General features: G+C 66.1%; 21 protein-coding genes and 2 tRNA genes. 12 read left to right on the forward strand and 11 right to left on the reverse strand.

Going from position 1 to position 24576, the window contains the following annotated elements:
* Positions 1 to 24 precede the first annotated feature (24 nt).
* Positions 25 to 798: a uracil-DNA glycosylase gene (locus AC6CHY_RS09915; protein ID WP_498226601.1), complete on the forward strand. Its 774-nt coding sequence runs from the start codon at positions 25 to 27 to the stop codon at positions 796 to 798.
* On the opposite strand, the gene AC6CHY_RS09920 is transcribed toward AC6CHY_RS09915, so the two are convergent.
* Positions 795 to 2609, reverse strand: coding sequence for a threonine/serine exporter family protein (locus tag AC6CHY_RS09920; protein WP_217388339.1), 1815 nt, complete (start codon positions 2607 to 2609; stop codon positions 795 to 797). The genes AC6CHY_RS09915 and AC6CHY_RS09920 overlap by 4 nt on opposite strands.
* Positions 2610 to 2808: 199 nt before the next feature.
* On the opposite strand from AC6CHY_RS09920, the gene AC6CHY_RS09925 reads away from it, so the two are divergent.
* Positions 2809 to 3867 carry an LLM class flavin-dependent oxidoreductase gene (locus AC6CHY_RS09925; RefSeq protein ID WP_498226602.1) on the forward strand — a complete coding sequence of 353 codons (1059 nt, stop codon included), beginning with the start codon at positions 2809 to 2811 and terminating at the stop codon, positions 3865 to 3867.
* Between the two features lie 76 nt (positions 3868 to 3943).
* Here the strand turns inward: AC6CHY_RS09925 and AC6CHY_RS09930 are convergent.
* A tRNA-Val gene (locus AC6CHY_RS09930) sits at positions 3944 to 4020 on the reverse strand.
* A gap of 476 nt (positions 4021 to 4496) precedes the next feature.
* Between AC6CHY_RS09930 and AC6CHY_RS09935 the strand changes: the two genes are divergently transcribed.
* Positions 4497 to 5081, forward strand: a complete 585-nt coding sequence (locus AC6CHY_RS09935; protein WP_498226603.1) for a GNAT family N-acetyltransferase — start codon at positions 4497 to 4499, stop codon at positions 5079 to 5081.
* Between the two features lie 103 nt (positions 5082 to 5184).
* On the opposite strand, the gene scpC is transcribed toward AC6CHY_RS09935, so the two are convergent.
* Both scpC and AC6CHY_RS09945 read right to left on the reverse strand, forming a co-directional pair.
* Entirely contained in the window at positions 5185 to 6702 is a 1518-nt protein-coding gene (gene scpC, locus AC6CHY_RS09940; RefSeq protein ID WP_498226604.1) for a succinyl-CoA:acetate CoA-transferase ScpC, read from the reverse strand.
* Positions 6703 to 7006: 304 nt separating this feature from the next.
* Entirely contained in the window at positions 7007 to 7147 is a 141-nt protein-coding gene (locus AC6CHY_RS09945) for a hypothetical protein (protein ID WP_498226605.1), read from the reverse strand.
* A 627-nt stretch (positions 7148 to 7774) separates the two neighbouring features.
* On the opposite strand from AC6CHY_RS09945, the gene AC6CHY_RS09950 reads away from it, so the two are divergent.
* Positions 7775 to 8392 carry a hypothetical protein gene (locus tag AC6CHY_RS09950; RefSeq protein ID WP_254455950.1) on the forward strand — a complete coding sequence of 206 codons (618 nt, stop codon included), beginning with the start codon at positions 7775 to 7777 and terminating at the stop codon, positions 8390 to 8392.
* A gap of 39 nt (positions 8393 to 8431) precedes the next feature.
* Here AC6CHY_RS09950 and AC6CHY_RS09955 read toward each other — a convergent pair whose 3' ends face one another.
* The 4 genes from AC6CHY_RS09955 to uriH form a co-directional block, all read right to left on the reverse strand.
* Positions 8432 to 9310, reverse strand: coding sequence for a hypothetical protein (locus AC6CHY_RS09955; RefSeq protein ID WP_217388334.1), 879 nt, complete (start codon positions 9308 to 9310; stop codon positions 8432 to 8434).
* Positions 9311 to 9526: 216 nt separating this feature from the next.
* Positions 9527 to 10498 (reverse strand): ribokinase, encoded by a 972-nt coding sequence (locus AC6CHY_RS09960; RefSeq protein WP_498226606.1) that lies wholly within the window; start codon positions 10496 to 10498, stop codon positions 9527 to 9529.
* On the reverse strand, positions 10499 to 11920 hold the full coding sequence (gene uriT / locus AC6CHY_RS09965) for a uridine transporter UriT (protein ID WP_217388332.1): 1422 nt from the start codon (positions 11918 to 11920) through the stop codon (positions 10499 to 10501).
* Positions 11917 to 12897, reverse strand: coding sequence for a uridine-preferring nucleoside hydrolase UriH (gene uriH / locus AC6CHY_RS09970; protein ID WP_217388331.1), 981 nt, complete (start codon positions 12895 to 12897; stop codon positions 11917 to 11919). The genes uriT and uriH overlap by 4 nt, the downstream gene beginning before the upstream one ends.
* Before the next feature lie 315 nt (positions 12898 to 13212).
* Here uriH and AC6CHY_RS09975 point away from each other — a divergent pair, with 315 nt between their 5' ends.
* Complete coding sequence (locus tag AC6CHY_RS09975; protein ID WP_498226607.1) at positions 13213 to 14256, forward strand: LacI family DNA-binding transcriptional regulator; 1044 nt, start codon at positions 13213 to 13215, stop codon at positions 14254 to 14256.
* Positions 14257 to 14264: 8 nt separating this feature from the next.
* Here the strand turns inward: AC6CHY_RS09975 and AC6CHY_RS09980 are convergent, their stop codons facing one another.
* The gene (locus AC6CHY_RS09980) at positions 14265 to 14810 is read right to left on the reverse strand and encodes an RDD family protein (RefSeq protein ID WP_217388330.1); all 546 of its coding nucleotides are present in this window, start codon (positions 14808 to 14810) and stop codon (positions 14265 to 14267) included.
* Between the two features lie 124 nt (positions 14811 to 14934).
* Here AC6CHY_RS09980 and AC6CHY_RS09985 point away from each other — a divergent pair, with 124 nt between their 5' ends.
* Both AC6CHY_RS09985 and AC6CHY_RS09990 read left to right on the forward strand, forming a co-directional pair.
* Positions 14935 to 15837, forward strand: a complete 903-nt coding sequence (locus AC6CHY_RS09985; protein ID WP_498226608.1) for a dihydrodipicolinate synthase family protein — start codon at positions 14935 to 14937, stop codon at positions 15835 to 15837.
* 123 nt (positions 15838 to 15960) lie between these two features.
* Positions 15961 to 16353, forward strand: a complete 393-nt coding sequence (locus tag AC6CHY_RS09990) for a hypothetical protein (protein ID WP_498226609.1) — start codon at positions 15961 to 15963, stop codon at positions 16351 to 16353.
* 159 nt (positions 16354 to 16512) lie between these two features.
* Here the strand turns inward: AC6CHY_RS09990 and AC6CHY_RS09995 are convergent.
* Positions 16513 to 16589 (reverse strand) — tRNA-Thr (locus AC6CHY_RS09995).
* 172 nt (positions 16590 to 16761) lie between these two features.
* The gene (locus AC6CHY_RS10000) at positions 16762 to 17625 is read right to left on the reverse strand and encodes a DsbA family protein (protein ID WP_217388327.1); all 864 of its coding nucleotides are present in this window, start codon (positions 17623 to 17625) and stop codon (positions 16762 to 16764) included.
* Between the two features lie 152 nt (positions 17626 to 17777).
* Between AC6CHY_RS10000 and AC6CHY_RS10005 the strand changes: the two genes are divergently transcribed.
* The 5 genes from AC6CHY_RS10005 to AC6CHY_RS10025 all read left to right on the forward strand — a co-directional run bounded on the left by AC6CHY_RS10005 (position 17778) and on the right by AC6CHY_RS10025 (position 24545).
* The gene (locus tag AC6CHY_RS10005; protein WP_217388326.1) at positions 17778 to 19253 is read left to right on the forward strand and encodes an alpha,alpha-trehalose-phosphate synthase (UDP-forming); all 1476 of its coding nucleotides are present in this window, start codon (positions 17778 to 17780) and stop codon (positions 19251 to 19253) included.
* Positions 19254 to 19410: 157 nt separating this feature from the next.
* Positions 19411 to 20199, forward strand: coding sequence for a trehalose-phosphatase (otsB, locus tag AC6CHY_RS10010; RefSeq protein ID WP_498226610.1), 789 nt, complete (start codon positions 19411 to 19413; stop codon positions 20197 to 20199).
* Positions 20200 to 20255: 56 nt separating this feature from the next.
* The gene (locus AC6CHY_RS10015) at positions 20256 to 21380 is read left to right on the forward strand and encodes an ABC transporter ATP-binding protein (protein ID WP_498226611.1); all 1125 of its coding nucleotides are present in this window, start codon (positions 20256 to 20258) and stop codon (positions 21378 to 21380) included.
* Between the two features lie 134 nt (positions 21381 to 21514).
* On the forward strand, positions 21515 to 22846 hold the full coding sequence (locus tag AC6CHY_RS10020; RefSeq protein WP_498226612.1) for a DUF4032 domain-containing protein: 1332 nt from the start codon (positions 21515 to 21517) through the stop codon (positions 22844 to 22846).
* Positions 22847 to 23051: 205 nt separating this feature from the next.
* Complete coding sequence (locus tag AC6CHY_RS10025; RefSeq protein ID WP_498226613.1) at positions 23052 to 24545, forward strand: SNIPE associated domain-containing protein; 1494 nt, start codon at positions 23052 to 23054, stop codon at positions 24543 to 24545.
* Positions 24546 to 24576: the final 31 nt, after the last annotated feature.

Here is a 24576-nt window from a genome sequence, read left to right on the forward strand (position 1 = left end):
GGGCATCTGCCCACAATGTATGTCATGGACACCCGCGAAACGCCCCTCTTCGAGCTCCCCGAGCCGACACCCGACACCACCGCCTTCCCCTTCGGCCACGGGCTCGCCGCGGCCGTGGCGGGCGGCTACGTGGCTGCCGACTGGGCCGAGGCGCTGGCGCCGGTGGAAGGCAACCTGGTGTCCCTGGCGCGGGAGCTGGAGCGCAGGCGCTCCTCCGGCGAGCGCATCCTCCCTGCGCCCCCGGACATCCTGCGGGCCTTCAGCCGCCCGCTGTCCGAGGCCCGGGTGCTGATCATGGGGCAGGACCCCTACCCCACGCCGGGGCATTCCATGGGGCTGAGCTTTTCCGCGCTGCCGCAGGTCCGCCCGCTGCCGCGCAGCCTGAGGAACATCTACCTTGAGCTGCACGAGGACACCGGGGCGCCGATCCCGGCCCACGGGGACCTCTCCGCATGGGCCGACCAGGGCGTGGTGCTGCTGAACCGGGTGTTGACGGTGGGTGCAGGCGCCGCGGGGTCGCACCGGAAGCTGGGCTGGGAGGCAGTCACCGACGCCGCCATGTCCGCCCTGGCCGCGCGCGGGGGCCCGCTGGCGGCGATCCTGTGGGGAAAGGACGCCCAGGCGCTGGCACCGGCGCTGGGCCCAATCCCGATCATTGCCTCCGCCCACCCCTCACCGCTTTCGGCGCGGCACGGTTTCTTCGGCTCCAGGCCCTTTACCCGTGCCAACGAATTGCTGGTGGCGGCCGGCGGCGCCCCCATCGACTGGGCGCTTCCGCTGGCGGTGCCCAGGGCCTAGCGGCGGCGGATGTTGCGGCGCTCGGCCAGCACCTCGGCGCCGATCAGCGGGCGGGCGATGGTGTCGCCGAAGACCACGCCCCCGGCAATCGCCATCATGATGGTGAACGCGGTGAACATCTGCACGATGGCCGAGTTCATGTCGTCGATCTCGAAGACGATCCCGTACATGGACCGGAAGATCATCAGCCCGGGCAGCAGGAACACGATGGCGGGGGCGGCGAGCACCAGCTGCGGGGCCCCCATCTTGTAGGCCACCCAGCGCCCGGCCAGGCCGACGAAGGTCGCCGCGACCGCGGGCGCGGCCCTGTCGCCCACTCCCAGTGCCTGGATGCCCAGCAGGATCAGGTAGCCCAGCAGGGCGATTCCGCCGGTGGGCAGCAGGAGCTTGGGCTCCGATTGTTCGGTGATCGCGCCCATGATGACAGCCGCCACCACCAGGGCCGCCAGCAGCCAGCCGGGATAGGAAATCGTGTCGATGACCCGCACGTCCAGTTCCGGGGCGCCGAGCAGCTCGCCTCCCACCAATGCCGTCATGATGCCGGTCAGGATCGCGGCATACGTCAGCGCGGCGGAGAAGAACCGTCCGGCCGCGGTGACAGGGAACCCGTTGATCGCATCTTGCAGGGCTGAGACAAACCTGGCCGAGGGCAACAGCAGCAGGATGCCGCCTGCCACTACCAGCGCCGGGTCCATGGGCGCGTTCAGGGCGTGGAAGAGCACCGCAATGGCCGTGACGGCGAAGCTCGCGGTGGCAACCGAGAAGAACTCCGGCACCCGCCAGCGTGCGGCGTGCTTGATGATCTGTCCGACCGCCAGGGATGAGACGAAAGCCAGGACGGCCCCGGGCAGGGATCCGCCGATGAAGATCACGAAGAGGGCGGCAAAGGCGCCGGAGGCCGAGGCGATCATCCAGCGCGGGAAGGGCTTGGGCCGACGCGAGATCTCCCGCAACCTGTCCACCGACTGCTGCCGGGTCACGCCGCCGGAGACGATGTCGGAAACCAGCCGGTGGACCTCCGCCAGTCCGGCAAAGTTGTTGGTCCAGGACCGCACCACGCGCAGCATGGAAAACGACTCGCCCTCCGGCGGGGCGAAGTTCAGGTGGATCGACTGGTTGGTGATGTCCACGTCCGTGTAGCTCAGCCCGAGGGCGGCCGTCACGGCAATGACACTGGTTTCCACTTCCAGGGCACCGGCACCGTAGCGGAACATGGTTTCGGCAAGGTCGAGTGCGAATTCCAGGGTCTTGCGCGCCGAGGCATCCTGCGCAGCGTTCACCTTCGGGTTGGCATAGGGGGTCCCCTTGAGCCGCTCGACGATGTTGAACGCCTGGGTGGGCGGGGTGTCGGAGGCCAGCCAGCGCGAGATCATGCGCTTGGCGGTGGGGTTGGCGCGCGGCGGCAGGGCCGGCGCGCCGCTGGACGTGATGCCTACCTGCCCGGTCTTCGCGTTGATGGCGTCCTGGGCCAGGGTGGTGGGCCGGGGCCGCTTGGCGGGCTTGGCCGGTTTCGGCGCCTTGGGCGGCTTGGTGCCGCTTGGTCGCTTGCCGGCCGGACGACCCGAGGGCTTAGCTTCTTGCTTGGCGACGGGTTTCGTGGGCGTCGGTTCGACAACCGGCGTGCCGGCGGCGGGCGCGTCGATGGCGGGGAACTTCGGGGCGTTTTGCGCGTGCGCGGCAGCGTCCTTCAGGGCCTGGGTGATGTGGACCATTTCCCGCGCTTGGACGCGGCGAATGCTCGAGACCTGCGGGTTGGGATCCTCGCCCGGGGATGCCGGGGCGGCGGTGTCCGGCCCCTTACCTGAAGACACGCTTCCTCCTGTCGATTGCGCTTGTTTCCACCACCATACCGCCGCTTTATGGTGCATTGATCCACGGACCGCACAACTCACATTTGACTGTTTGGACACATTGCCCGCACCTGCCCCGGGAATATCCGCGCCATTCCCGGAGTTGAGCCATAATGAATGCAAACGCATATAACTTTCGACAGGAGAGCGACGGGAAACCATGAGTGAATCCACCCCGAACACCCAGCAATTTGAGATCGGCATCGAGACCTTCGGCGACATCACCAACGACGCCAGCGGCCAGCCGCTGCACCCAGCCCAGGTCCTTCGCAACGTGGTCGCCGAGGCCAGGGCCGCCGAGGCCGCGGGACTGGATTTCTTTGGGGTGGGCGAACACCACCGCGACGACTACTCGGTCTCCGCGCCCGAGGTGGTCCTGGGCGCCATTGCCTCGGTGACCGAGAAGATCAAGCTGGGCTCCGCTGTGACGGTGTTGAGCTCAGATGACCCGGTGCGCGTCTACGAGCGCTTCGCAACTGTCGACGGCCTGTCCAACGGCCGCGCCGAAGTCATCCTGGGGCGCGGCTCCTTCATCGAGTCGTTCCCGCTTTTTGGCTACGAGCTCTCCGACTACGAGCTGCTCTTCGAGGAGAAGCTCGCGCTCTTCGCCAAGCTGCGCAAGGGCGAGCCCGTGAGCTGGTCCGGCCAGACCCGCTCCGCACTGCGGAACCAGGCGGTCTACCCGCCGATTGAAAACGGCACCCTGGATGCCTGGGTTGGTGTTGGCGGCAGCCCCGAATCGGTGGTGCGCGCGGCACGGCACGGCCTGCCGCTGTTCCTGGCCATCATCGGTGGGCAGCCGATGGCCTTCGAGCCGCTGACCCGGCTGTACAAGCGCTCGCTGGAGGAGTTCGGGCACCGGCCCCAGCGCATCGGTGCGCACTTCCACGGATTGGTTGCCGACAGCGACCAGGAGGCGCTTGACCTGTTGTGGCCGCACTACAAGACCACCATGGACCGGCTGGGCGCCGAGCGTGGCTGGCCGCCGGCCAGCCGCATGCGCTTCGAGGCCTCGGCCGGTCCCGAGGGCTCGCTGCTGGCCGGCAGCCCGGAGACCGTGGCCAGGAAGATCGCCCACTTTGCGAGCGGTCTCGGGCTCTCACGCGCCGACATCAAGTATTCGGCCGGCTCGCTGCCGCATGAGACCATGATGCGCAGCATTGAATTGCTCGGCACCAAGGTCAAGCCCCTGGTCCTGGAGATGCTCGACGCAAAGTAGGCCGGGGCCCGCCATTGCGGCGGAAGCCGCCACTAACAACGAAAGGAACCCCCGGATATCCGGGGTTCCTTTCTGTTGGTGGTTCTTAGCAGACTCGAACTGCTGACCTCTCGCGTGTGAAGCGAGCGCTCTAACCAACTGAGCTAAAGAACCGTGCTGCCACTCCCAAGGGAGTACCTAGCAAGATTAGCCGAGCACCTCGGTGCACGCCAAATCGGCGCGAGATGTTTCCGCGTTCCGGCCTACGCAGGCCCGCGCTGCCGCAGCGCCGATCGCTCGCTGCCGGGGCCACGCCCGGACGCAAAAGCCACGGGTGAATTGTTGGTGAATCCGCGGTCCTGCAATGTCATCAAAACCCTTGATATTCCGGGGATTTTCGGGGTCCGGGACAGTGCCTCGCGACGGAGCTTTCGACGCGGACGGCGAGTCGCCCCAAAGCCGTGTTTACAACAGGGCTTTCGGCGGGTAATAATTTCACTGTCGAATTCTTCGACGCCCAAACTGGGCCCTACAAGGAAGCTGCCGGGAACCGCCGGCAGCGGTCCCCTACCGGCCAAAGAACCGGCCCGGCGTAATTCCGGGAACCACTTCTTTTGTTCGCTCTCTTTTTGCTTAGAGGACCGCTCCCAGTGCTTCCCAACATTGAGTATTCCCTGTCTTACTCCGCGCCCACCGGCATCGAACGCGATGCCCTGTCCGCGCTCACCCTGAACCCCGACGCCCGCTGGCACGAGCGCATGGACCATGCCTTGTTCGTTGTCACCGCGTTGCACGAGGGAACCCGGGTGGGCATGGGAATCGTCCACAACGCCGTCACGGCACCCACCGAGGCGCCGCGCCCCATGGAGCTCGGTGGCATGTTCGTGCACCCCGCCTACCGCCGCCTGGGCATCCGCCAGTACATGGCCGAGGCGCGGCTAACCTACGCCCTGTCCATGGGCGGGACCCCGGTCACGGTGATCGACAACCGCAACCAGGCCTCGTGGGGTTACTACGAGCGATCGCCGCGGTGGACGCGCGAACGCGAATACACCGGCTACTTCACCGGGCTTCCCATGACCATCTGGGTGTCCACGGAATCCTCCTGGTACCGCACCGGCATGGGTCTGGCTCCGCTGGTCCCGGCCCAGCCGAACACCGTGCTTCCGCACGGCATTCACCGGGCGCGCCCGGTGGAGTTCGGGACGGACCAGGACAGCGCAGTTCCGGCCTAAATCCATCGAGGACTGTCAAGGTCCGGCAAAACGCCGGGAGCCCGCTTCGCCCAAGCCGTGAAGGCGTGCGAAACGGGCTCCCGGCGTTGCCGGTTCCGGGTCCTTAGCTGGCCGGACGCATGTCCCCGTTGTCGATGTAGCGCTGGTGCCAGGACAGTGCCTCGCCCAGCAGGTGCGGGGTGTGCTTGCCGTAGCTGGAAACCTTTGCCCGGTCGAAGTAGTCCTGCAGCATCGGGCGGTACTCCGGTGCGGCGCAGTTGTCGATGACCACCTGGGCGCGTTGCTTGGGCGAGAGCCCGCGCAAATCGGCCAGACCCTGCTCGGTAATCAGGATCATGGTGTCGTGCTCGGTGTGGTCGACGTGGCTGGCCATCGGCACGATGCCGGAGATCTTTCCGCCCTTGGCGGTGGACGGGGACATGAACACCGAAAGGTAGCCGTTGCGGGCGAAGTCGCCGGAGCCGCCGATGCCGTTCATGACGTGCGAGCCGACCACGTTCGTGGAGTTCACGTTGCCGTAGATGTCGGCCTCGATCATCCCGTTCAGCGCGATGCACCCCAGCCGGCGCACCAGCTCGGGGTGGTTGGAGATTTCCTGCGGGCGCAGCAGGATCCGCTCGCGGTAGAAGTCCACGTGCGCATTGAACTCGTCGATGCCGTCGGACGAGAGCGAGAAGGAGGTCGCAGAGGCGAATCCCAGGGTCCCGTCCTTGAGCAGGGACAGCATGCCGTCCTGGATGACCTCGGTGTAGGCCTGCAGGCCCTTGTAACCGCCGCGGGCCAGGCCGGCGAGCACCGCGTTGGCGATGTTTCCCACGCCAGATTGCAGCGGCAGGAGCTTGTCGGTGAGGCGGCCTGCCCGGATCTCGTGGTCAAGGAAGTCCAGCAGGTGGTCGGCGATCTGCGTGCTGGTCGCATCGACAGGGGCAAAGGGGCTCAGCCGGTCGGGAGCGTTGGTTTCCACCACGGCAACGATCTTGGCCGGGTCCACGCGCAGGTAGGGCTCGCCGATGCGCTGGTCGGCGGTGGTCATCTCGATGGGCAAGCGGCGCGGCGGCAGCGCGGTGCCGTAGTAGATGTCGTGCATGCCCTCCATGGCGGCGGACTGCTGGGTGTTGACCTCGATGATGACCTTGTCGGCCATGTCCAGCCAGGTCTTGTTGTTGCCCACCGACGAGGACGGGATCAGGCTGCCGTCCTCCTTGATGCCCACGACCTCGATGATCGCCAGGTCGATCTTGCCGTAGAAGCCGAACCAGGCGTGCTGGGCCACGTGGGAGAGGTGGATGTCCATGTATTCCATCTCGCCGGCGTTGATGCGCCGGCGCAGCTCAGGATCCGACATGTAGGGCAGGCGCAGATCCATGCCCCCGGCCCGGGCCAGCACCCCGTCGAGCTCCGGGGCGGTGGAGGCGCCGGTGAGCACGTTGATCTTGAACGGATTTCCGGCGGCCTGCTCCTGCTCCATGAGGGCGGCGAGTGCGCCGGGGACGGCCTTGGGGTAGCCGGCGCCCGTGAAGCCACTCATTGCCACCGTCATGCCTGGCTTGACCATGGCCGCGGCCTGTTCGGCCGTCATTCGAAGGTCAAGGAACTTGGAGTATTGGATCCGCTCGTGCACGGCTGCCCTTCCTAAAGATGTGTGACACACGTTGCCTCGTGTCATTCGCGCCACTTTAGTCCCTGATCGCGTCACATTTGGGCCACTTTGCGCCTTCGATGCAGGTAACCGCCGGTCGACTCGGTGAGGCGGCCCGTATTTGCGGTGACTGGCAACAGGCATCGAGGGAATCGGTTGCCTTGCAGGGATGGATGAAGGACCGCCGGAAACACGAAAAACGGGTGCGCTTGCCACATCCATGGCCGGCACACCCGTTCTTCTTGTTCAGTGGCCCGGGCCGTTCATTCCCGTGCCATCTAAATTCCTATGCGGCTTTTTCGGCGCTTGGTTCCGCGTGCCTGTTGTGGGCCTTGCGGTAGCGCGAGACCATGGCAAAGGTCAGCACGCTGAGTAGGCCGATCATCGCGATGGCGGTGATGATGAGTGCTTCGTGACCTGGTGTCATTCTGATCCGTCCTTTCGTGACTGTGCGGCAATTCGACGGGGCATGCCCAGCGTCGTTCACCGCCGGGAGCGCCGTGTTCGACGCCGGGAGGCGTCGAACAGTTGGCACATTCCGAGTGGTGCTATTGCAGGCCCTCCACGTCGAGGGAGGTGCCTGCCGAATTTCGAACAATCCTCGTTGATCCGCCGGTCCATTGACCGGCCAACTCCAACGTGCAATCGACATCCGAAGCGATGTGCAGGGGCCCGTCAGCAAAGATTTCTGGCAGGCGTGCTTCATCGGATCGCGCGGCCCGCTTTCGGTTCAGGCTGCAGAGCGTGGGTACGGGGGATTTGCTGTCGCTACCTTCAGCGCTGCATCCGGCCCTGACAAATTCATCCCGGCCCAACTGTCCGTTCCGCCCAAGTGTTTGCACTGCTATACGAGCGGCCGTGCGGAAAATTCCGCTGCTCACGCTCTTCTGGCAAATCTCCAGGGGACCTTTAACCATCGCATGATAGTACTAAATGGACAAATCGGCTGGCACGTGGAATCCGCGTGGTCCAACGCGGAGGTTCAACTCTGGACCCCAAAAAGGCGGGAAGCCGCCCCCTTGCCCGTTCCAGGGCACATAGTAGGCTTCCGTCCATGACCGTCGCCGTCGTCTTCGTCGCAGTGCTGGCCCTGTTGGCCATCTTCCAGCTTGCCTTGGCGTGTGGGGCGCCGTGGGGTCGGTTCGCGTGGGGCGGGCAACATCCCGGCATCCTGCCGACCGGCTACCGGATCGCCTCGGCGTTCTCCATCCTGGTCTACGGGTTCATCGCGGTGCTTGCCCTGCACCGGGCAGGAATTCTCGACATGTTTCCGGAAGGCCTCTCCCGCGTGGGCAGCTGGGTCGTGTTCGGGTACCTTGCCCTCGGGGTGGTGATGAATGCGATCTCCCGATCCAGGCCGGAGCGCTACGTGATGACACCGGTTGCGCTGGTGCTCGCGGTCCTCGCGCTGCTCATCGCGCTGTCACCCGCGCCCGAACGGTCCTTCGCCGGCACGGTGCTGGATGGCGGGACCGGTCCTGTTTACTGCACGACCGTCATGGAGTCCTTCCCGCCGCAATGCGGCGCCGACTCCCCCGCCGTGCTCGGCTGGGACTGGAGCGCCGTCGAGCACGAGCAGGCGCAGTCTGTCCGCTGGGGCGAGTACAGCTTCCAGGGCGTGCGCGGGCGCGACACGATCACCCTCGTCGACGTGGCAGCACCGCTTCGCTGAACGGAACGGAAAAAAGGGAACACCGATGGCCGCCGAACCTCAGAGGTGCCGGGAAAGCCATTCCTCCAGCGCGTCGAGGCTCCACGACGGAGCCCGCACCAGGATGATCTCCCGGTCCTCCCGGAATGCCTCCTTGACCCCGTCCGCTCGGCCCAACTTGCGGACCATCCTGTCGACCGCGCGCGAGCGTTCGTGGGCGATTTCCTCGCCCAGGCCGATCTCGAAGTCGTAGTCCCCCTCCTCGCCGCGGACGTCCTCGACCTCGTAGGGCGGCTCCGGCTCGGCGAGCTCGTCGTCGCTCTCCTCGTCCCGGTTCAGCTGCTCGATGAGCCTGCGCGCGTACTGGGCCATGCTGTCGTCCTGCGGCTCATCAAGCCCGTGGAAGATCCTGACCACGAGGACCACCGGGAGACCGGGGAGGAAGTTGTGGTTCTTGCCCGTCCCGCTGACCAGCACCGGGTGGTTCTCCAGGTGGTAGCGCTTGTGGCTGTCGTGCGCGATCTCCCACCGTGCCAACGGCGCGCGGGCCAGCACCACCTGGGCAAGGTAGGACACCAGCCCGTCCAGAAGCGTCAGCGACTGAATGGACAGGGTCTGCTCCACCTCCCTGGTATGGCGTTCCCACGACGGCCAGGCCGCCCTGGCCACGGAGGCGGGGTCGGTGGCGCCGGCGGCTTCGCGGGCGGTGAACCTCGAAAGCATCCAGCCCCACAGCGGAACCAGGCTCTCCGGGGTGCCGTCCAGGACAACGGCCGGATCCTGGCCGTCAACCGTCATCAGTTCCTCCAGCCGGCGCAGGGCCGGTGGGCGTTCGTCAAGGAACTCCCGGAGCGCGGCCCGGGCCCGGGGCCGGGTCATGTACATGTAGTCGTCGCTTCTCTTGGCGTCGAGCCACCTCTTGAGCGGGCCGAATGGCATGGGCTGGGTTCTTCACGGGCTGTGCGGTTCCGCGGTCCGGGACACCTGGTGGTGCGCCCTCACCCTGAGCCTAGGTGCACCCGAGTGGACGCGCAACGGGATGCTGCGCCCACTTGGCTTAACGCCGGATCCCTCCCGGGGAAAGGTCCGGGAGGGATCTGGCGCGGCCGGGGGGTCCCGCCCTTCCCGGGGGATCGGGGACGGGCAGGGAAGGGGCTAGGCGTTGAGCCTGGCGTTGACCGCGGCGGCATCCGGGTAGGCGGCCTGCGTGCCCTTCCGGGTGGCGGCAAGTGCGGCTCCCACCGAGGCGAAGGCCGCGGCATCGGCCAGGGTGTCCCCGGCGGCCAGGCGCGCGGCCAGCCCGCCGGTGAAGGCGTCGCCGGCGCCGGTGGTGTCCACCGCGTCGACCCGGGTCGGGGAGATGCGGACAATGCGCTTCCCCGCCTCGGCGGTCGAGTCCAGCACCACCGAGCCCTCGGCACCCAGGGTCACCACGGCGCTTGGCAGCCCGCGGGCCGCCAGGTGCTCCAGGACCGGTTCCCAGACCGAGGCCTCGGCATCGGGTTCCGGGATCTGTTCCCCGTCAAGGAATTGCGAGGCCTCGTGCGCGTTGACCAGCAGCACGTCGGAGAGCCGGGCCAGGCTGGCGGGGATCGGGGCGTACGGGGAAAGGTTCAGCAGCACCTTCGCGCCGGCGGCCGCGCCGGCCCGGGCCGCTTCCTCGACGGTCTCCATGCCGACCTCCAGGCACAGGCAGAGCACCGCGGCGCCCTCGAAGGCGGCCGCTGCCGCCTCGACGTCGGCCGGGGACAGGGTCCCGTTGGCGCCGGCGGAGATCACGATGCTGTTCTCCCCGTGCGCATCCACGGTGACCACCGCGACGCCGGTCTCCACGCCCTCGGCGCGGCGGACCTGAGTGACGTCGACGCCTGCGGCGGCACAGGACTCGAGCAGCATGGTTCCGTTCGCGTCCCGGCCCACGGCGCCCACCAGGGCCACGTTGCCGCCGAGCTTCCCGGCGGCAACCGCCTGGTTGGCGCTCTTGCCGCCGGGGTTCACGGTGAAGCCCTCACCGTGCAGGGTCTCCCCCGGGGCCGGCAGTCGCCGGGTGTAGATGGTCAGGTCGGCGTTCAGCGAGCCGACCACGACGATCCTGCCGGCCTGGTTGTCCGGGGCTTGGGTATCCAACTACTTCACCTCTGCATCGACGGGCTTGGGGATCAACAGCGACGCGGCGAAGGCGGCCACGGTGATGAGAAGGCCGACCACCACCACGGTCACGTAGGAGGCGCGGTCGCCCAGGGACGATGTTCCCACGAGCACCGCGGGGAGCACCAGGAAGCTCAGCCCGGCACCCAGGTTGAAGGCGCCCGCGTTCATGCCCGGCAGGAAGCCGGGGTTGCCCTTGGGCGAGAGCACCACACCCAGGCCGTTGAGCATGATGTTGGCGGTGCCGGCGTACATGATGCCCAGCAGCGCGGTGCCGGCAACCATCATGGGAAGCGAATCCATGCCGAAGAACACGATGACCAACAGCGCGGCCACCGAGCCGACCATGCCGATGCGCAGCACCTTGTTGTAGCCCCACACCGGGGCCAGGCGTCCGCTGATGGGTCCGAAGATCCAGCCCAGCAACGCGTAGGGGGTGAGGATCAGCAGCGCGGTCTGGGTGGGACCGACGCCGAAGCCGGGGCCGGCCGCCTGCACGTAGGCCGGGACGATGCCGTTGATGACCGCGAAGATGCCGGTCATGGTCAGCACCGTGGTCAGCAGCGGCGCCCAGGTGGCGCGCTGGCGCAGGTGCTCGAGCTGCACCATGGGCTCGGCCACGCGCTTCTCGGTGGCCCAGAAGCCGTAGAAGGCGGCGGCGGCCAGGGCCAGCAGCACGACGGAGGTGATCACGGTGGCTGGGTCGATGCCGCCGACCAGCTTGGCGGCCTCGTTCAGTGCGGTCAGCAGGGCGCCGACGGCAACGACGATGAAGAACACGCCGCGCCAGTCCATCTTGGTGCCCGCCTGCGGCTTGGACTCGCGGGTCAGCAGTGCCACCGCGGCTGCGGCCAGGACGGCGAGGACGACCATGAACCAGAAGATGGAGCGGAAGCCGTGGTTCTCGGCGAGGTAGCCGCCGAGGAAGGAATCGACGCCGGCGACCCCGCCGTTGACGGCGAGGATCAGGCCCATGAGGGTGCCGTAGCGGCGCGGGTTGGGCACGGCCGAACGCAGCATCAGCAGGCAGAGCGGGACGGTCGGCCCGGAGATGCCCTGGATGATGCGTCCGGCGAAGAGCCAGCCGATGTTCGGGGCCAGGGCCGCGACCACGGAGCCGACGGCGGTCAGCAGCATCATGATGACGAGGATGCGCTTGCGGCCCACCACGTCGGAAAGTCGGGGCAGGAAGAGGGAGAACAGCGCGGCCGTGGTGAAGAACCAGGTCTGGGACAGGCCGATGGCCGCCTGGTCGGTGCCCAGTTCCTCGCCCATGGTCACCAGCGCGGGGCTGAGCATGGAGGCGTTGAGCTGGAACGCCACGCAGGCGGTGAGCAGGGCGGCGGTCAGCGCCGCGGCGCCGCCGCGGGTGCCGGTGGCCTTTTCGGTCAGCGTGCTCATGCGCTTGCGAGCTCGACGTCGCCGATGCGCACCAGCGCGTCGGTCACCAGGTTCCAGAAGCGCTCGTGGTCAAGGTCCACGGCGACGGAGGTGTGGCAGTCGGCCGGGGCCGGGGCGCGGAAGTCGGCCACCGTCATGCCCAGGGTCAAGGTGCCCTGCAGCTCGATGTTCACCGGCACCTTGCGGGTGGTGACGATGGTCGGGTCGATGACGTACGCGACGGCGCAGGGGTCGTGGACCGGCGGGAAGTCGAAGCCCTGGGCGTCCTTGTAGGTTGCCTTGAAGAAGTCCATGAGTTCGCGCACGAACTTGGCCGGGCCGGTGCCGACGGCCTCGATCTGCGCGACGACCTCGTCGGTGGCAAGCGCCTGGTGGGTCAGGTCGAGCCCGACCATGACCACCGGCCACTTCTCGTTGAAGACGATGTGCGCGGCCTCGGGGTCGATGATGATGTTGAATTCGGCCACGGCGCTCCAGTTGCCCACGTGGTAGCCGCCGCCCATCAGCACGACTTCCTTCACGCGCTCGACGATGCGCGGCTCCTTGCGAGCGGCCATGGCGATGTTGGTCAGGCCGCCGGTGGGGACCAGGGTGACGGTGCCCGGCTCGTGCGCCATGATCGTGTCGATGATCAGGTCAACGGCGTGGCGGGGGTCCAGCTCGATGGCGGATTCGGGCTGCAGCGGGCCATCCATGCCCGATTCGCCGTGGATGTCGGGCGCGTTTTCGATGGTGCGCACCAGCGGGCGGTCGCAGCCGGCGGCGAAGGGAACCCCGGTGATCCCGGCGATGGTCCCGGTCGCGAGTGCGTTCTTGGTGACCTTGGCCAGGGTCTGGTTGCCGACCACGGTGGTGACGGCAAGCAGTTCGATCGCGGGGCTGCCGTGTGCCAGCAGGATCGCAACGGCGTCGTCGTGCCCGGGATCGCAGTCGAGGATGATCTTCCGCGGCTCGGTTGAAGCGAGGGGTGCGCCCATGGTTTTCTCCACATCTTCGGGGATAACTTCCCGCCGGATCGCGCCCGCGGAAAGGGAATGCTGTTTCCCCGGAATTCTGGCACCTTTTGGCACCCCGCGTCAAACGCTTAACTTGAGTGGCAAAAACTCCCTAGTCAAACGCTTGACGTTGAACGGCCGAATCGGAATCCGCCACGTACGGCGCTTCGCCCGGTGACCGGCACCGCGGGCGCGGGATCGGTGCCGGCGTTCCGCGGGTCCCGGCGGGAAATGCGGGGCGACGAGGCCGGGACGGGACAGCGGGCACGGCGCCCGGCCTCGACTAAGATAAAGGCCATGCATTCGACCCAAAAGCCGCGCGCCACGGCACCCACTCGGCGACGGGTCACCGCCGCCATGGTGGCGGAGCGCGCCGGGGTCTCCACCGCCACGGTTTCGCTGGTTGCCAACGGCAAGGCCAGCGGCCGGGTCTCCCCCGGCAACGAAGCGAAGGTCCGCGAGGCCATACGCGAGCTTGGATACGTGGTGGACTCCATCGGCAGTTCGCTCGCCCGGGGCGTGAGCAACACCGTCATCATGGTCGCCCCCGATATCTCCAACCCCTTCTTTGCCACGGTCATTGCCGGGGTCCGCGCCGCCCTGGGCTCCCACTACCAGCTGCTCCTCTCGGTCACGGATGCCGGGCAATTGCCAAGCGCCGATGACACGCGCCGGCTGCTGGGGTTGCGCCCGGCCGGTCTGCTCGTTGACGCGCCGGATCCGTCGTTCCTGGAGGAGCTCTCGGCCCCGGGCCCCCTGGTGCTGCTTGATGCCCCGGGATTCGGGCCCGATGTCCCGGCGGTGAACCTCGATGTGGCCCAGGGCGGACGGCTCCTGGCCGAGCACCTTGCGGCCGCCGGGCACAAGAAGGTCGCCTACATCGACGGCACCACCGGAACCACCACCTTTGAGGTCCGCCGGGCCGCCTTCCTCGAGGCCGCCGGAACCCTGGGCATGGAAGTCCCCGAGGGAGCGCGGATCGCAGCGACCATCAATGTCGGCCTGGCAGCCAACGCCTTCGCCGGGGCCTGGCCGCAGTGGAAAAAACTGGGGGTGAGCGCGGTGGTCTGTGCAACGGACACCCACGCCTACGGAGTGCTGCAGGAAGCCCGGGCCGCCGGCATCTCGATCCCCGGGGAACTCGCCGTGACCGGCTTCGACGACCTGCCCTACTCGACCACCAGCTCCCCCGGCCTGACCAGCGTCAACCTGCCCGGTGAGCTGCTGGGCCGCAGGGCCGCCGAGCAGTTGTTGCGTCTCATCGGCGGCGAGGAACTCGAAGCCCGGCAGGTGACGCTGGAAAGTTCGCTCATGGTGCGCGGATCGACCGTGGAGGCCTAAGGTCTTTCTCAGGTGGCGGCCGCCGCACGCAAGCGCACGGTCGTTCCCGCAGCCGCATCATGGGGTCCGCGCCCGGTGGCCAGCACCATTACGACGTAGAGCAGTGCAGCGGCCGACGCCGCATTGAGTCCAACAAAAATCCACGGCGGAGGCTCGGATTCGTAGCCCTCGCGGTAGTACACGTACATCATTTGCCACACAAAAAAGTGGGCTAGTTCCCAGGGCAGCAGCTTCACGATCGTTCTGAGCAGGATTTTCGCCCGGCTGGGCGCCGCACCGTCCGCTCCCGTCACCTCGAGCCCCATCCTCCTCTTGCCCCAGGTCGCGTGGTGCGGGCCGGCTTCGGTCCGGTACAGGTAGATGCCGACCACGAACGTGAGCAGCAGGAAATACACCAGTTGGCTGCCGACCGGGCCAATGGTTCCCAGGGTGTCGGGCAGTTCCCCGCGCACCAGGAAGACGACGAGGGAGGCCACGCCAAGAATCGTCATCCATGCCAGGATGGCCAGGTAATCCAGTCCCGTGGCGGCCAGACGCCGCGTCCGCTCTCGCATGCGGCCCAGCCTAGCGTCGGTGCTCGGCCTTTCCAACGGCGGCCCGGGGCCGGGGCGGGGCCGGCAACATCGATATATGCTTCGACGTATCGCTGCTTCTCTTCTCCCCCGCGGAAGGACCCACATGAAGGTCACCGGCCTGAGCGCCTTTCCCCTGACCCCGCTGACCGAGACCGGCATTGACGAGTCTGCGTTCGAGGGCATCATCGGCCGGCTCGTCTCCGCCGGCGTCGACTCGATCGGCGCGCTCGGATCCACCGGAAGTTACGCCTATCTGGAGCGAAGCGAGCGTGCCCGCGTGGCTGCCATCGCCGTTGAGCGGACGGACGGCGTTCCGGTGATCGTCGGGGTTGGGGCGCTGGGCACCCGCCAGGTGTTGCGCAACGTGGAGGATGCCCAGAACGCCGGGGCGGCCGCGGTGCTGCTGGCACCAATGACCTACCAGCCGCTGACAGACGACGAGGTCTTCGGCCTCTACGAGGACGTTTCGGCGAACCTGTCGGTGCCGCTGGTTGTCTACGACAACCCCGGCACCACGCGCGTGAATTTCAGCGACGAACTGCACGGACGGATCGCCCAGCTGAAGGCCGTGGCGTCGATCAAGATCCCGCCGGTGTCGGCCGATCCCGCGGAAGCGACGGCACGTGTCGCGGCATTGCGCGCCTTGGTTCCAGGGCATGTCACCATCGGCATCAGCGGCGACGGTGCGGCCGCCAACGGGCTTCTGTCCGGATGCGATGCCTGGTACAGCGTGATGGCGGGGATCCTGCCCGAGCAGTGCCTGGCGATCACGCGTGCCGCGGCGTCCGGTAACGCGGCACGGGCGCGATCGCTATCAACGGCGATGGAACCCCTGTGGGCGCTTATCGCACGGTATGGAAGTTTCCGGGTCGCCTCGGCAGTGGCAGAGGATCTCGGATTGGTGAAGCCGGGAAACCTGCCGAGGCCGGTCAAGGGCCTGGACGAGACCGGGCGCAAAGCGGTGTCAAACGCACTGGATGAAATGGGCGTTTCTACCCGCGTCTGACCGGCTGGAGCGGGCCGGGTGACTGGAGCACGGACGGTCTCGGCGTCGGCCCTCGAGTATGTCGGCTCCCTGTCCAAGCTGTAAGGTTGACGGCGTTGCCCGCGCGGGTGCGACGGCGTCTCGATGTCTCCTTCGCCGTTGCAAGGCAACCTCGACACGATCTTCGGAGATGGCATGGAACACGAGGGCAAGGCGCTGGCCGCCGACGAAACCGACGCACACCACCACCGCAACCCCGGTGTCCCCTCGGTGCATGTGCGGGCAGCCCTCACGTGGTGCGCGATCTTCCCGATGGTCGCACTCGGCATGACCGCCTTGGGCTGGTTCGCCGAGGCCTGGCATCCGATCCTGCGTGCGTTCGTGCTGACCCTGGTCGTGGTCCCGATGGCTGTCTACGTCATTGTGCCCCGCCTACTGACGGCATACGGCAAGGCGAGCAGTGCGGCGCGAGCCCGCAAAATGCGCCGTGCCAACGAACGCCTGCAAGGGGAAGCGCGCCAGAGCAGCTCGGTATAGTTGCTCTGCTTTCGTGTCTGAAAGATCTTGGGCGTGGGGGCGGCAGGCCAAGCAGGAAATCTGGGACCCGCAGCGGTACGCGGCAGTGGCGAAACACCCGTGGCACAAGAAATCCCCGTGATTCCGGGCGGTTTTGCCGCTGAATCACGGGGATTTCGGTGGAGCCCCCTGCCGGATTCGAACCGGCGACCCTCGCTTTACAAGAGCGATGCTCTGGCCAACTGAGCTAAGGAGGCACGCTGCCTCGGTTCATGCTTTCATGACCCGAGTGCAGGAACTAGCGTAACCGACATTCCCCGGCTGGATGAAACCGGCTGTTGTCGACCGTGGCCCCAAGACCTTGGATTGGGTGGTTCGCCAACTTTGTGGCGAACCACCCAATCTCAGGAAGGCCCGGGGCCCGGATTCTTACTTGTTGGCGGCGATTGCCGCATTGACCGTTGCCACCAAGTCAGGCTCGGCGTTCGGATCCCATTTCTTGCCTTGGATGAACACGCTCGGGGTGCCGGCGATGGCATCCACGCGGGCGGCTTCGTCGGTGAACTTTACGAACGAGCGGAAGGTTCCGTCGTTGATGCAGTCGGCGACATCCGCTCCGTTGTCCTCGGCCAGCTGGGCCAGTTCCGCGTTCTTCATTTCACCCTGCGGGTAGTGGGCAAATACGGCCTTGGCGAATGGCAGGTACGAGGCCGGGGCCTGGTCCGCTACGCAGGCAAGCGCGTTGGCGCCGCGGGAAGAGAAGTTGGTCGGCGACCCGGCATCCAGGAAGGCAACGTTGCGGTACTCGACCTGAACGTCTCCGGCCGCCAGCCAGTTGCCGATCTGGTCGGCATACTGGGTCTCGAAGTCGGCGCAGTGCACGCAATTGACGTCGACATAGATGAGCATGTTGATCGGCTCGCCCTTGGGGGCCGCCGCTGCCTCACGCGGGGCGTCCGGCTTCGCCGCGGTCGGACGAGTGCCGGCCTTGGTGACGTCCACGGTGAGCCCGGAGGTCTCGGCAACGGTCGTGTCGGAGGTGAGCGTAATGCCGCCGGACGCATTTCCGCCCTTCGGCACGGCACCGGAATCGGCAACCTTTCCGGCATTGTTCTGCAGGACGATGCCGACGATCAGGGCAATCACCGCGAGGACGGCTACCAGCACGCCCAACTTGATAAACAATGACTTGCGCTTGTCAGCGGCTTCTTTGGCGACACGCATTGCCTGCGCCTGCTCCCGCGCGCTTGATGTCCGCTCGGCCTTGCTCGGCCGCTGGCTATTGGATGCCATAGGTCAAAACGTCCTTTGAGATTGGTTTGGTACTCCCCCGACCAAACCAGTTTAGGCCACGGCGCAGGCGTAGCTTAGCGCCATGGTGTCGCTTACGTCACGTGGTTCCCCTAAGCTCATGAATAATCTTGAGCTAGGAATGGAGGGTCAACATGCAAGCGGATAACGCAAGTGATTATGCATCCGGTAGCGAGAAACCAAGCTACGACTTCATCGTGGTGGCCAATCGGCTGCCGGTGGACCGAGTGCAGGGCGAGGATGGGGAACTGTCATGGCGGCGGTCCCCCGGCGGACTGGTCACCGCCATCGCCCCGGTCATGCAGGAGTCGGACGGCGCCTGGGTCGGCTGGCACGGAGCCACCGATGAAGAACTTGAACCCTTTGAAAACGATGGGATTCATCTGATCCCGGTCCCCCTGGAAGAGTGCGACGTCCAGTTGTATTACGAGGGGTTTTCCAACTCCACGCTCTGGCCCCTCTACCACGACGTCATTGTGCCCCCGGAGTTCCACCGAACATGGTGGGACACCTACAAGAAGGTCAACAAGAGATTCGCCGACGCCACCGCCAGCGTAGCCAAGGAAGGCGCCACGGTGTGGGTGCAGGACTACCAGTTGCAGTTGGTGCCCAAGTTGTTGCGCGAGGCCCGTCCGGACCTGCGCATTGGGTTTTTCAACCATATTCCATTCCCCTCCCCCGGCATCTTCTCCCAACTGCCTTGGCGGAAGCAGATCCTCGAGGGATTGGCGGGCGCAGATGTGGTGGGCTTCCAGCGCACCGCGGACGCCAGCAACTTCCTCCGTTGCATGCGCCGCTACACCGACCGCACCGTCAAGGGCTCGTTGGCGATTCCACCGGCTGCATCCGAGGACAGCGGAGCCACTGCCAACATCTGCCGGGCCGAGGCGCATCCCATCTCCATCGACACCCAACAGGTTGCCGAGCTCGCCCACGATCCCGAGATCATGGCGCGTGCCAAGCAGATCCGCCAGGAGCTGGGCAACCCGAAAACCATCATGCTCGGCGTGGACCGCCTCGACTACACCAAGGGAATCCGCCACCGCCTCAAGGCATACGGCGAGCTACTGGCCGACGGGCAGATCCGCGTTGGCGAGGCATGCCTGGTACAGGTCGCCAGCCCGAGTCGCGAGAATGTCGAGCGCTACCAGCAGCTCAAGGACCAGGTCGAGCTTATGGTCGGCAACCTCAACGGCGAGCACGACACCATGGAGCACACGGCCATCCGCTACCTGCACCATTCCTACCCGCTGCGGGAAATGATTGCCCTCTACCTAGCCGCGGACATCATGCTGGTGACTTCCCTGCGTGACGGCATGAACCTGGTCGCCAAGGAATTTGTCGCGGCCCACACGGACGACACCGGCATGCTGGTGCTCTCCGAATTCACCGGCGCCGCCGACCAGCTCACCCAGGCCGTGCTGGTGAACCCGCACGACATCGACGGGATGAAATCCGGGATCGTGCGTGCCCTTCGCATGGATCCGCAGGACTCCGCCCGTCGGATGCGGCGCATGCGCCGGCACCTGCGGGACCACGACGTGGCCAGGTGGTCACAGACCTTCCTGTCCTCGCTGGCCCAGCCCCTTCCGGTCGACTCCCTGGTCTAGCCTGATTGGCGGCGCGGCGCGGGTGCAAAAGGAGAAATCGTCCTTCTTGCATCCGCGCCTTGCTTCCATTCGTTGGTCTTGGGTCCAGCCGGGTGACCCTTACTTGGCCCAATTACCCACTCCCTACCCGCCCCGAATGCCCGAAAGGATCAGCCGGTTGCCCCTGAGTCCCATTTCCCCCGAACTTGCCGATGCCATCGAATCCCTGGTCGAAACCCCGATCCTGCTCGTAGCAGTGGACTTCGACGGCACCATGGCCCCCTTGGTGGACCGCCCCGAGGATGCCCGCCCGCTGCCGGCAACCTCCGAGTCATTGGCCAAGCTGGCCGCCCTGGAAAACACCGTAACCGCCGTGATTTCAGGCCGCGACCTGGCTTCGCTGCGTGGCGTGTGCAACCCGCCGGAACAAACCCTGTTGGTTGGCAGCCACGGCACAGAACGCTGGGCACCCACGGACTTCGACGCGGAGGACGAGCACATCGATCTCAGCCCCGCACAAACGTCGGCGCTGGCCCAAGCCACCGAAATCCTGGAAGCCGTTTCCTCGTCCAACCCGGGAACCACGCTTGAATACAAGCCCGCCTCGATCGTCCTGCATGTCCGACAGGCCGCCCCCGAGGTCGCTTCCACCGCCTTGCGATCTGCCCACGAGCAACTTGACGGCATCGCCAACCTGCAGGCGCTGGACGGCAAGGCAGTGCTGGAGGCCAGCGTGCTGGTGGGCACCAAGGGAGACGGGCTGAATTGGCTGCGCGAGGTTGCAGACGCCTCCACCGTGCTTTTTGCCGGTGACGACGTCACTGACGAGGATGCATTTGCCGTGCTTCGCCCAGGAGATATCGGGGTAAAAGTCGGCTCCGGGAAATCCGCCGCAGAATTCCGACTTAATGGGCCCGGGGAATTGCCTGCCCTTTTGGAATTGGTACTTGATATGAGAAGCTTGTGATTCCATTCACTACGGACCGTCGGGCACGTACCTGCCCGTGAAAGGATCGCTGCCTCATGGCATCAGTAACATTTGACCAGGCCACCCGCATTTACCCCGGAGCCACCACGCCTTCCGTGGACAAGATCTCCCTGGAAATCGCCGATGGCGAATTCCTGGTCCTTGTCGGCCCCTCGGGCTGCGGAAAGTCCACCACACTGCGCATGCTCGCAGGCCTTGAGGACGTGAATTCCGGACGAATCCTCATCGGCGACCGCGACGTCACCAACGTCCCGCCCAAGGACCGCGACATCGCCATGGTGTTCCAGAACTATGCGCTGTACCCGCACATGTCGGTCGCCGACAACATGGGCTTCGCCCTGAAGATCGCCGGCATCGACAAGGAAGAGCGCGCCCGCCGCGTCCAGGAGGCGGCCAAGCTCCTTGACCTCGAGGACTATCTGGACCGCAAGCCGAAGGCACTCTCCGGCGGCCAGCGCCAGCGCGTCGCCATGGGTCGCGCCATCGTGCGAAGCCCGCAGGTCTTCCTCATGGATGAGCCCTTGTCGAACCTTGATGCCAAGTTGCGCGTGCAGACCCGTACGCAGATCGCCTCACTGACCCGCCGCCTGGGCGTTACCACCGTGTACGTGACCCACGACCAGGTCGAGGCACTGACCATGGGCGACCGCGTTGCGGTCCTCAAGGACGGATTGCTGCAGCAGGTCGGCACCCCGCGCGAACTGTACGACCGCCCGTCCAACGTCTTCGTTGCCGGCTTCATCGGTTCTCCCGCCATGAACCTGCTGGAGCTTCCGGTCGCCGACGGTGGCGTGGCCTTCGGAGGATCCATCTACCCGGTGGCCTCTTCAACGCTGGAAGCGGCAACGGGCAACTCGGTCACCCTGGGCGTGCGGCCCGAGGACCTGGACCAGGTCTCCGAGAACGAGGGTCTTGCCGTCGAGGTCGATGTGGTCGAGGAACTTGGAGCCGATGCCTATGTCTACGGGCACACCACCGTGGGCGGCACCGAATACCAAATGGTGGTGCGCGTCGATGGGCGCAAGCCCCCGTTCAAGGGCGACACCATCCACGTTGCACCGAAGATCGGGCACGTGCACCTCTTTGACACCGCCTCCGGCGAGCGCCTGGCCGAGCCTTCTCGAAACGGCGCACACGCACAAGCGGCAACAGAGGCCTAGGTCCCTGCCCGCTATCGTGTGAGTGCACGTTCACTGCCAAAGGCGGCCGTATTCAGCCCAGCGCTGGGTGCGGCCGCCTTTGCATTTCCGCTTCCCCATTTCCCTCATCACCGCACCAAGGGACGGCACACGCCATGATCCGCCACACCGCCAGCTGGCACGACGAGCCCACCAATCATGACCAGAACGGCAAGTTGCCGCGCGATTCCTCCCCGGCAGCCGCCCCGCCCGTTGCCGGTTCGCTGTCCATCACCGCGGCCACGGCCGATCCGGGCCTGCTGAACCTGCCGTGGCAGATCCCCTTGGAGGACTGGCCGAGCGACACCCTGGCCCCGCTGCCGCGCGGCATCTCCCGGCACGTGGTGCGCTTCGCAATGATGGGCAAGGCGGTCATTGCCATCAAGGAAACCGGCGAGCACGTGGCCCGGCACGAGTACCACATGCTGCGCAAGCTGCGCCGGCTGGCGGCACCCTGCGTGGAACCGGTGGCGGTGATCACCGGTCGCACCGACACCGAGGGCAACGACCTTGACCCGGTCCTGGTCACCCGGCACCTGAAATATTCGCTGCCCTACCGCGCGCTGTTCTCCCAGAAGCTGCGCAGGGACACCCTCACCCGGCTCATCGACGCCCAGGCGCTGCTGCTGGTCCGCCTGCACCTGATCGGGTTCTACTGGGGAGACGTGTCCCTGTCCAACACGTTGTTCCGGCGCGACGCCGAGTCCTTCGCCGCGTACCTGGTCGATGCGGAAACCGGCGAGCTGTACCCCGAGCTGTCCTCCGGACAGCGCGAATACGACCTGGAAATTGCCCGGGTCAACATCGCCGGGGAACTCATGGACCTGATGGAAGCCGGACTTATCGAGGACACCGTGGACCCGGTGGCCACCAGCGAGGACATCCTGCACGCCTACCGCGGGCTCTGGGCCGAACTGAACGACAAGGAATCCTTCGACCTCTCCGAACGGTGGAGGGTCGACGAGCGCATCCGCCGACTCAACGAACTCGGCTTCGACGTGGAGGAAATCAGCCTCAAGACCTCACCCGACGGCGGCCAGCTGCTCATCCAGCCCAAGGTCGTGGACGCAGGGCACCACACCCGCAGGCTCCTGCGCCTGACCGGGCTGGACGTGGAGGAAGGCCAGGCCCGCAGGCTGCTCAACGACATGGATGCCTACCGGGCCAAGAAGCATCCGGAGGCGGACGAGGAAATTGCCGCTGCCCGTTGGGTCGCCGATGTCTTTGACCGAATCACCGGGGCCATCCCCCGCGAGTTCCACGGCAAGCTGGAACCTGCCCAGATCGTGCACGAGGTCCTCGAGCACCGCTGGTACATTTCCGAGGCGCGCGGCTCCAACGTCCCCATGGAGGAGGCGGTCGCGTCCTACGTGGATGCCGTGCTGCGCCACCGCAGGGACGAGGCCCGGCTGGTGTTGGGGCTGGACGAGGAGTCTCCGACGGCGTAGCGGGCCTCGATCATTGTTTCCGAAGACGGCCGGTTTTGGATATTTGGGAGATTACTCAACCAGTTGATTAAGCCCCCCATCAAACGGCGCGGACCACCATATGTTTCGCGTCCGCGAGACATGGATGCGTTGGCGTCGGCGGCGACTGCTACGGTTTGAGCATTGTCACTCAACCTTGGGGGGAACCGTGTCCAACTTTTCATCTATGCCACCGCCGCAACCAGTCAACCGGGAAAAGAAGGCCAGCGGCTTCAGCAAGCACATCATGTGGTTTTGCATCAGCCTGCTTCTCATGGTCGTGGTGCCAAATGGGTTCAATCTCATCCCCGCAGTGGGCGTCGTCTGGGTGTTCGTTGATCTGCTGAGGCAGTACAAGAAAGCATTCGGCACGGCTGCAGAGGACCCCGCTACGAGCGCAGAGAACTCCTATCGCACCAGCATGGGCGCCCCTCCGGTCCCGGCAAGGGGACTGAAGCTTTACGCCGACGAGGTCTACCTGGCGAACACGCAGATGCTCGATGCCCTGAACCGCATTGGCGCAATGGACACCCTCGACAGGGAAGCCCACGACTCCGAGCTGAGGCAGGGCATCGCCGCGGCGCAACGGGAGCTTGCCGCCGCCAACATCGAACTCGCGGCGGTCCGAGGCGAGGTCCTCGACGTGCGCCAGGTTGCCGACCGGCACAACGTCGGATTCTACGACTACGAACATCCCGCCGAAACCTCCGTGAAGCTCGCCAACGAACTGGCCACGGTGCGGGACCAGATCAAGGGCCGCTTGCGAGACAAGATCGCGGTCACCACCGTCTCCGGATTCACGTTCAACAACTCCGAAAAGGAAGGCAGGAAGTTCGTCCGCGATCTCTCCGCACTCCTGCTTCGTGCCTACAACGCCGAGGCCGAAAACTGCGTCAAGACCGTCAAGGCCGGCAACCTCCACACCGCCCAGGCCCGCCTCGAAAAGGCCCGCGAGCAGATCGCAAAACGCGGCACCATGATCGGGCTGCAGGTCACCAATGCCTACCACCGGCTGCGTGTCATGGAACTCGAACTCGCGGCCCGCCACCTGCAGGCCCTGGCCATCCAGAAACAGCTCGAGGCGGAAGCCCGCGCCGAGGCTCGCGAAGCCGCCAAGGCACAGCGCGAATGGGAAGCGCTGAAAGCCAAGCAGCAAAAGGAAGTCACCCATTACGCCACCGTGCTCGCGCAGCTGCAGGAGGCCGGCGACCTTGATGGCGTCCAACGGGTTCAGACCCAACTGGACGAGGCCGAAGCCAAGCTCGCCGACGCCGAAGACAATGCCCTGAACACCCGCGCCGGCTATGTGTACGTCATCTCGAATCTCGGTTCGTTCGGCGAGGGGGTCATCAAGATCGGCATGACCCGCCGACTCAACCCGATGGAACGCGTCCGGGAGCTGGGCGACGCCTCCGTCCCCTTCCTCTTCGACGTGCATGCCCTGTTCTTCTCCAAGGACGCCGTGGGCATCGAGACCATGCTCCACCAGAAATTCGCCCCAGAACGCGTGAACCTGGTGAACCTTCGCCGCGAGTATTTCTACGCAACGCCGCTACAGGTACGCGAAGCCCTGCTGGAGCACCATGTGGAGCTTGTCGAGTACCAGGAAGATGCACCCGCGGACGAGTTCAGCGCTTCCAAGGAACTCCGCGCGGCAAATCAATACGCGGTCGCCCGCTAGGCTGCGGCGTGCGTGTGTGCCTGGCCATCTT

This window comes from Paeniglutamicibacter sp. GQ140, from assembly GCF_059759235.1.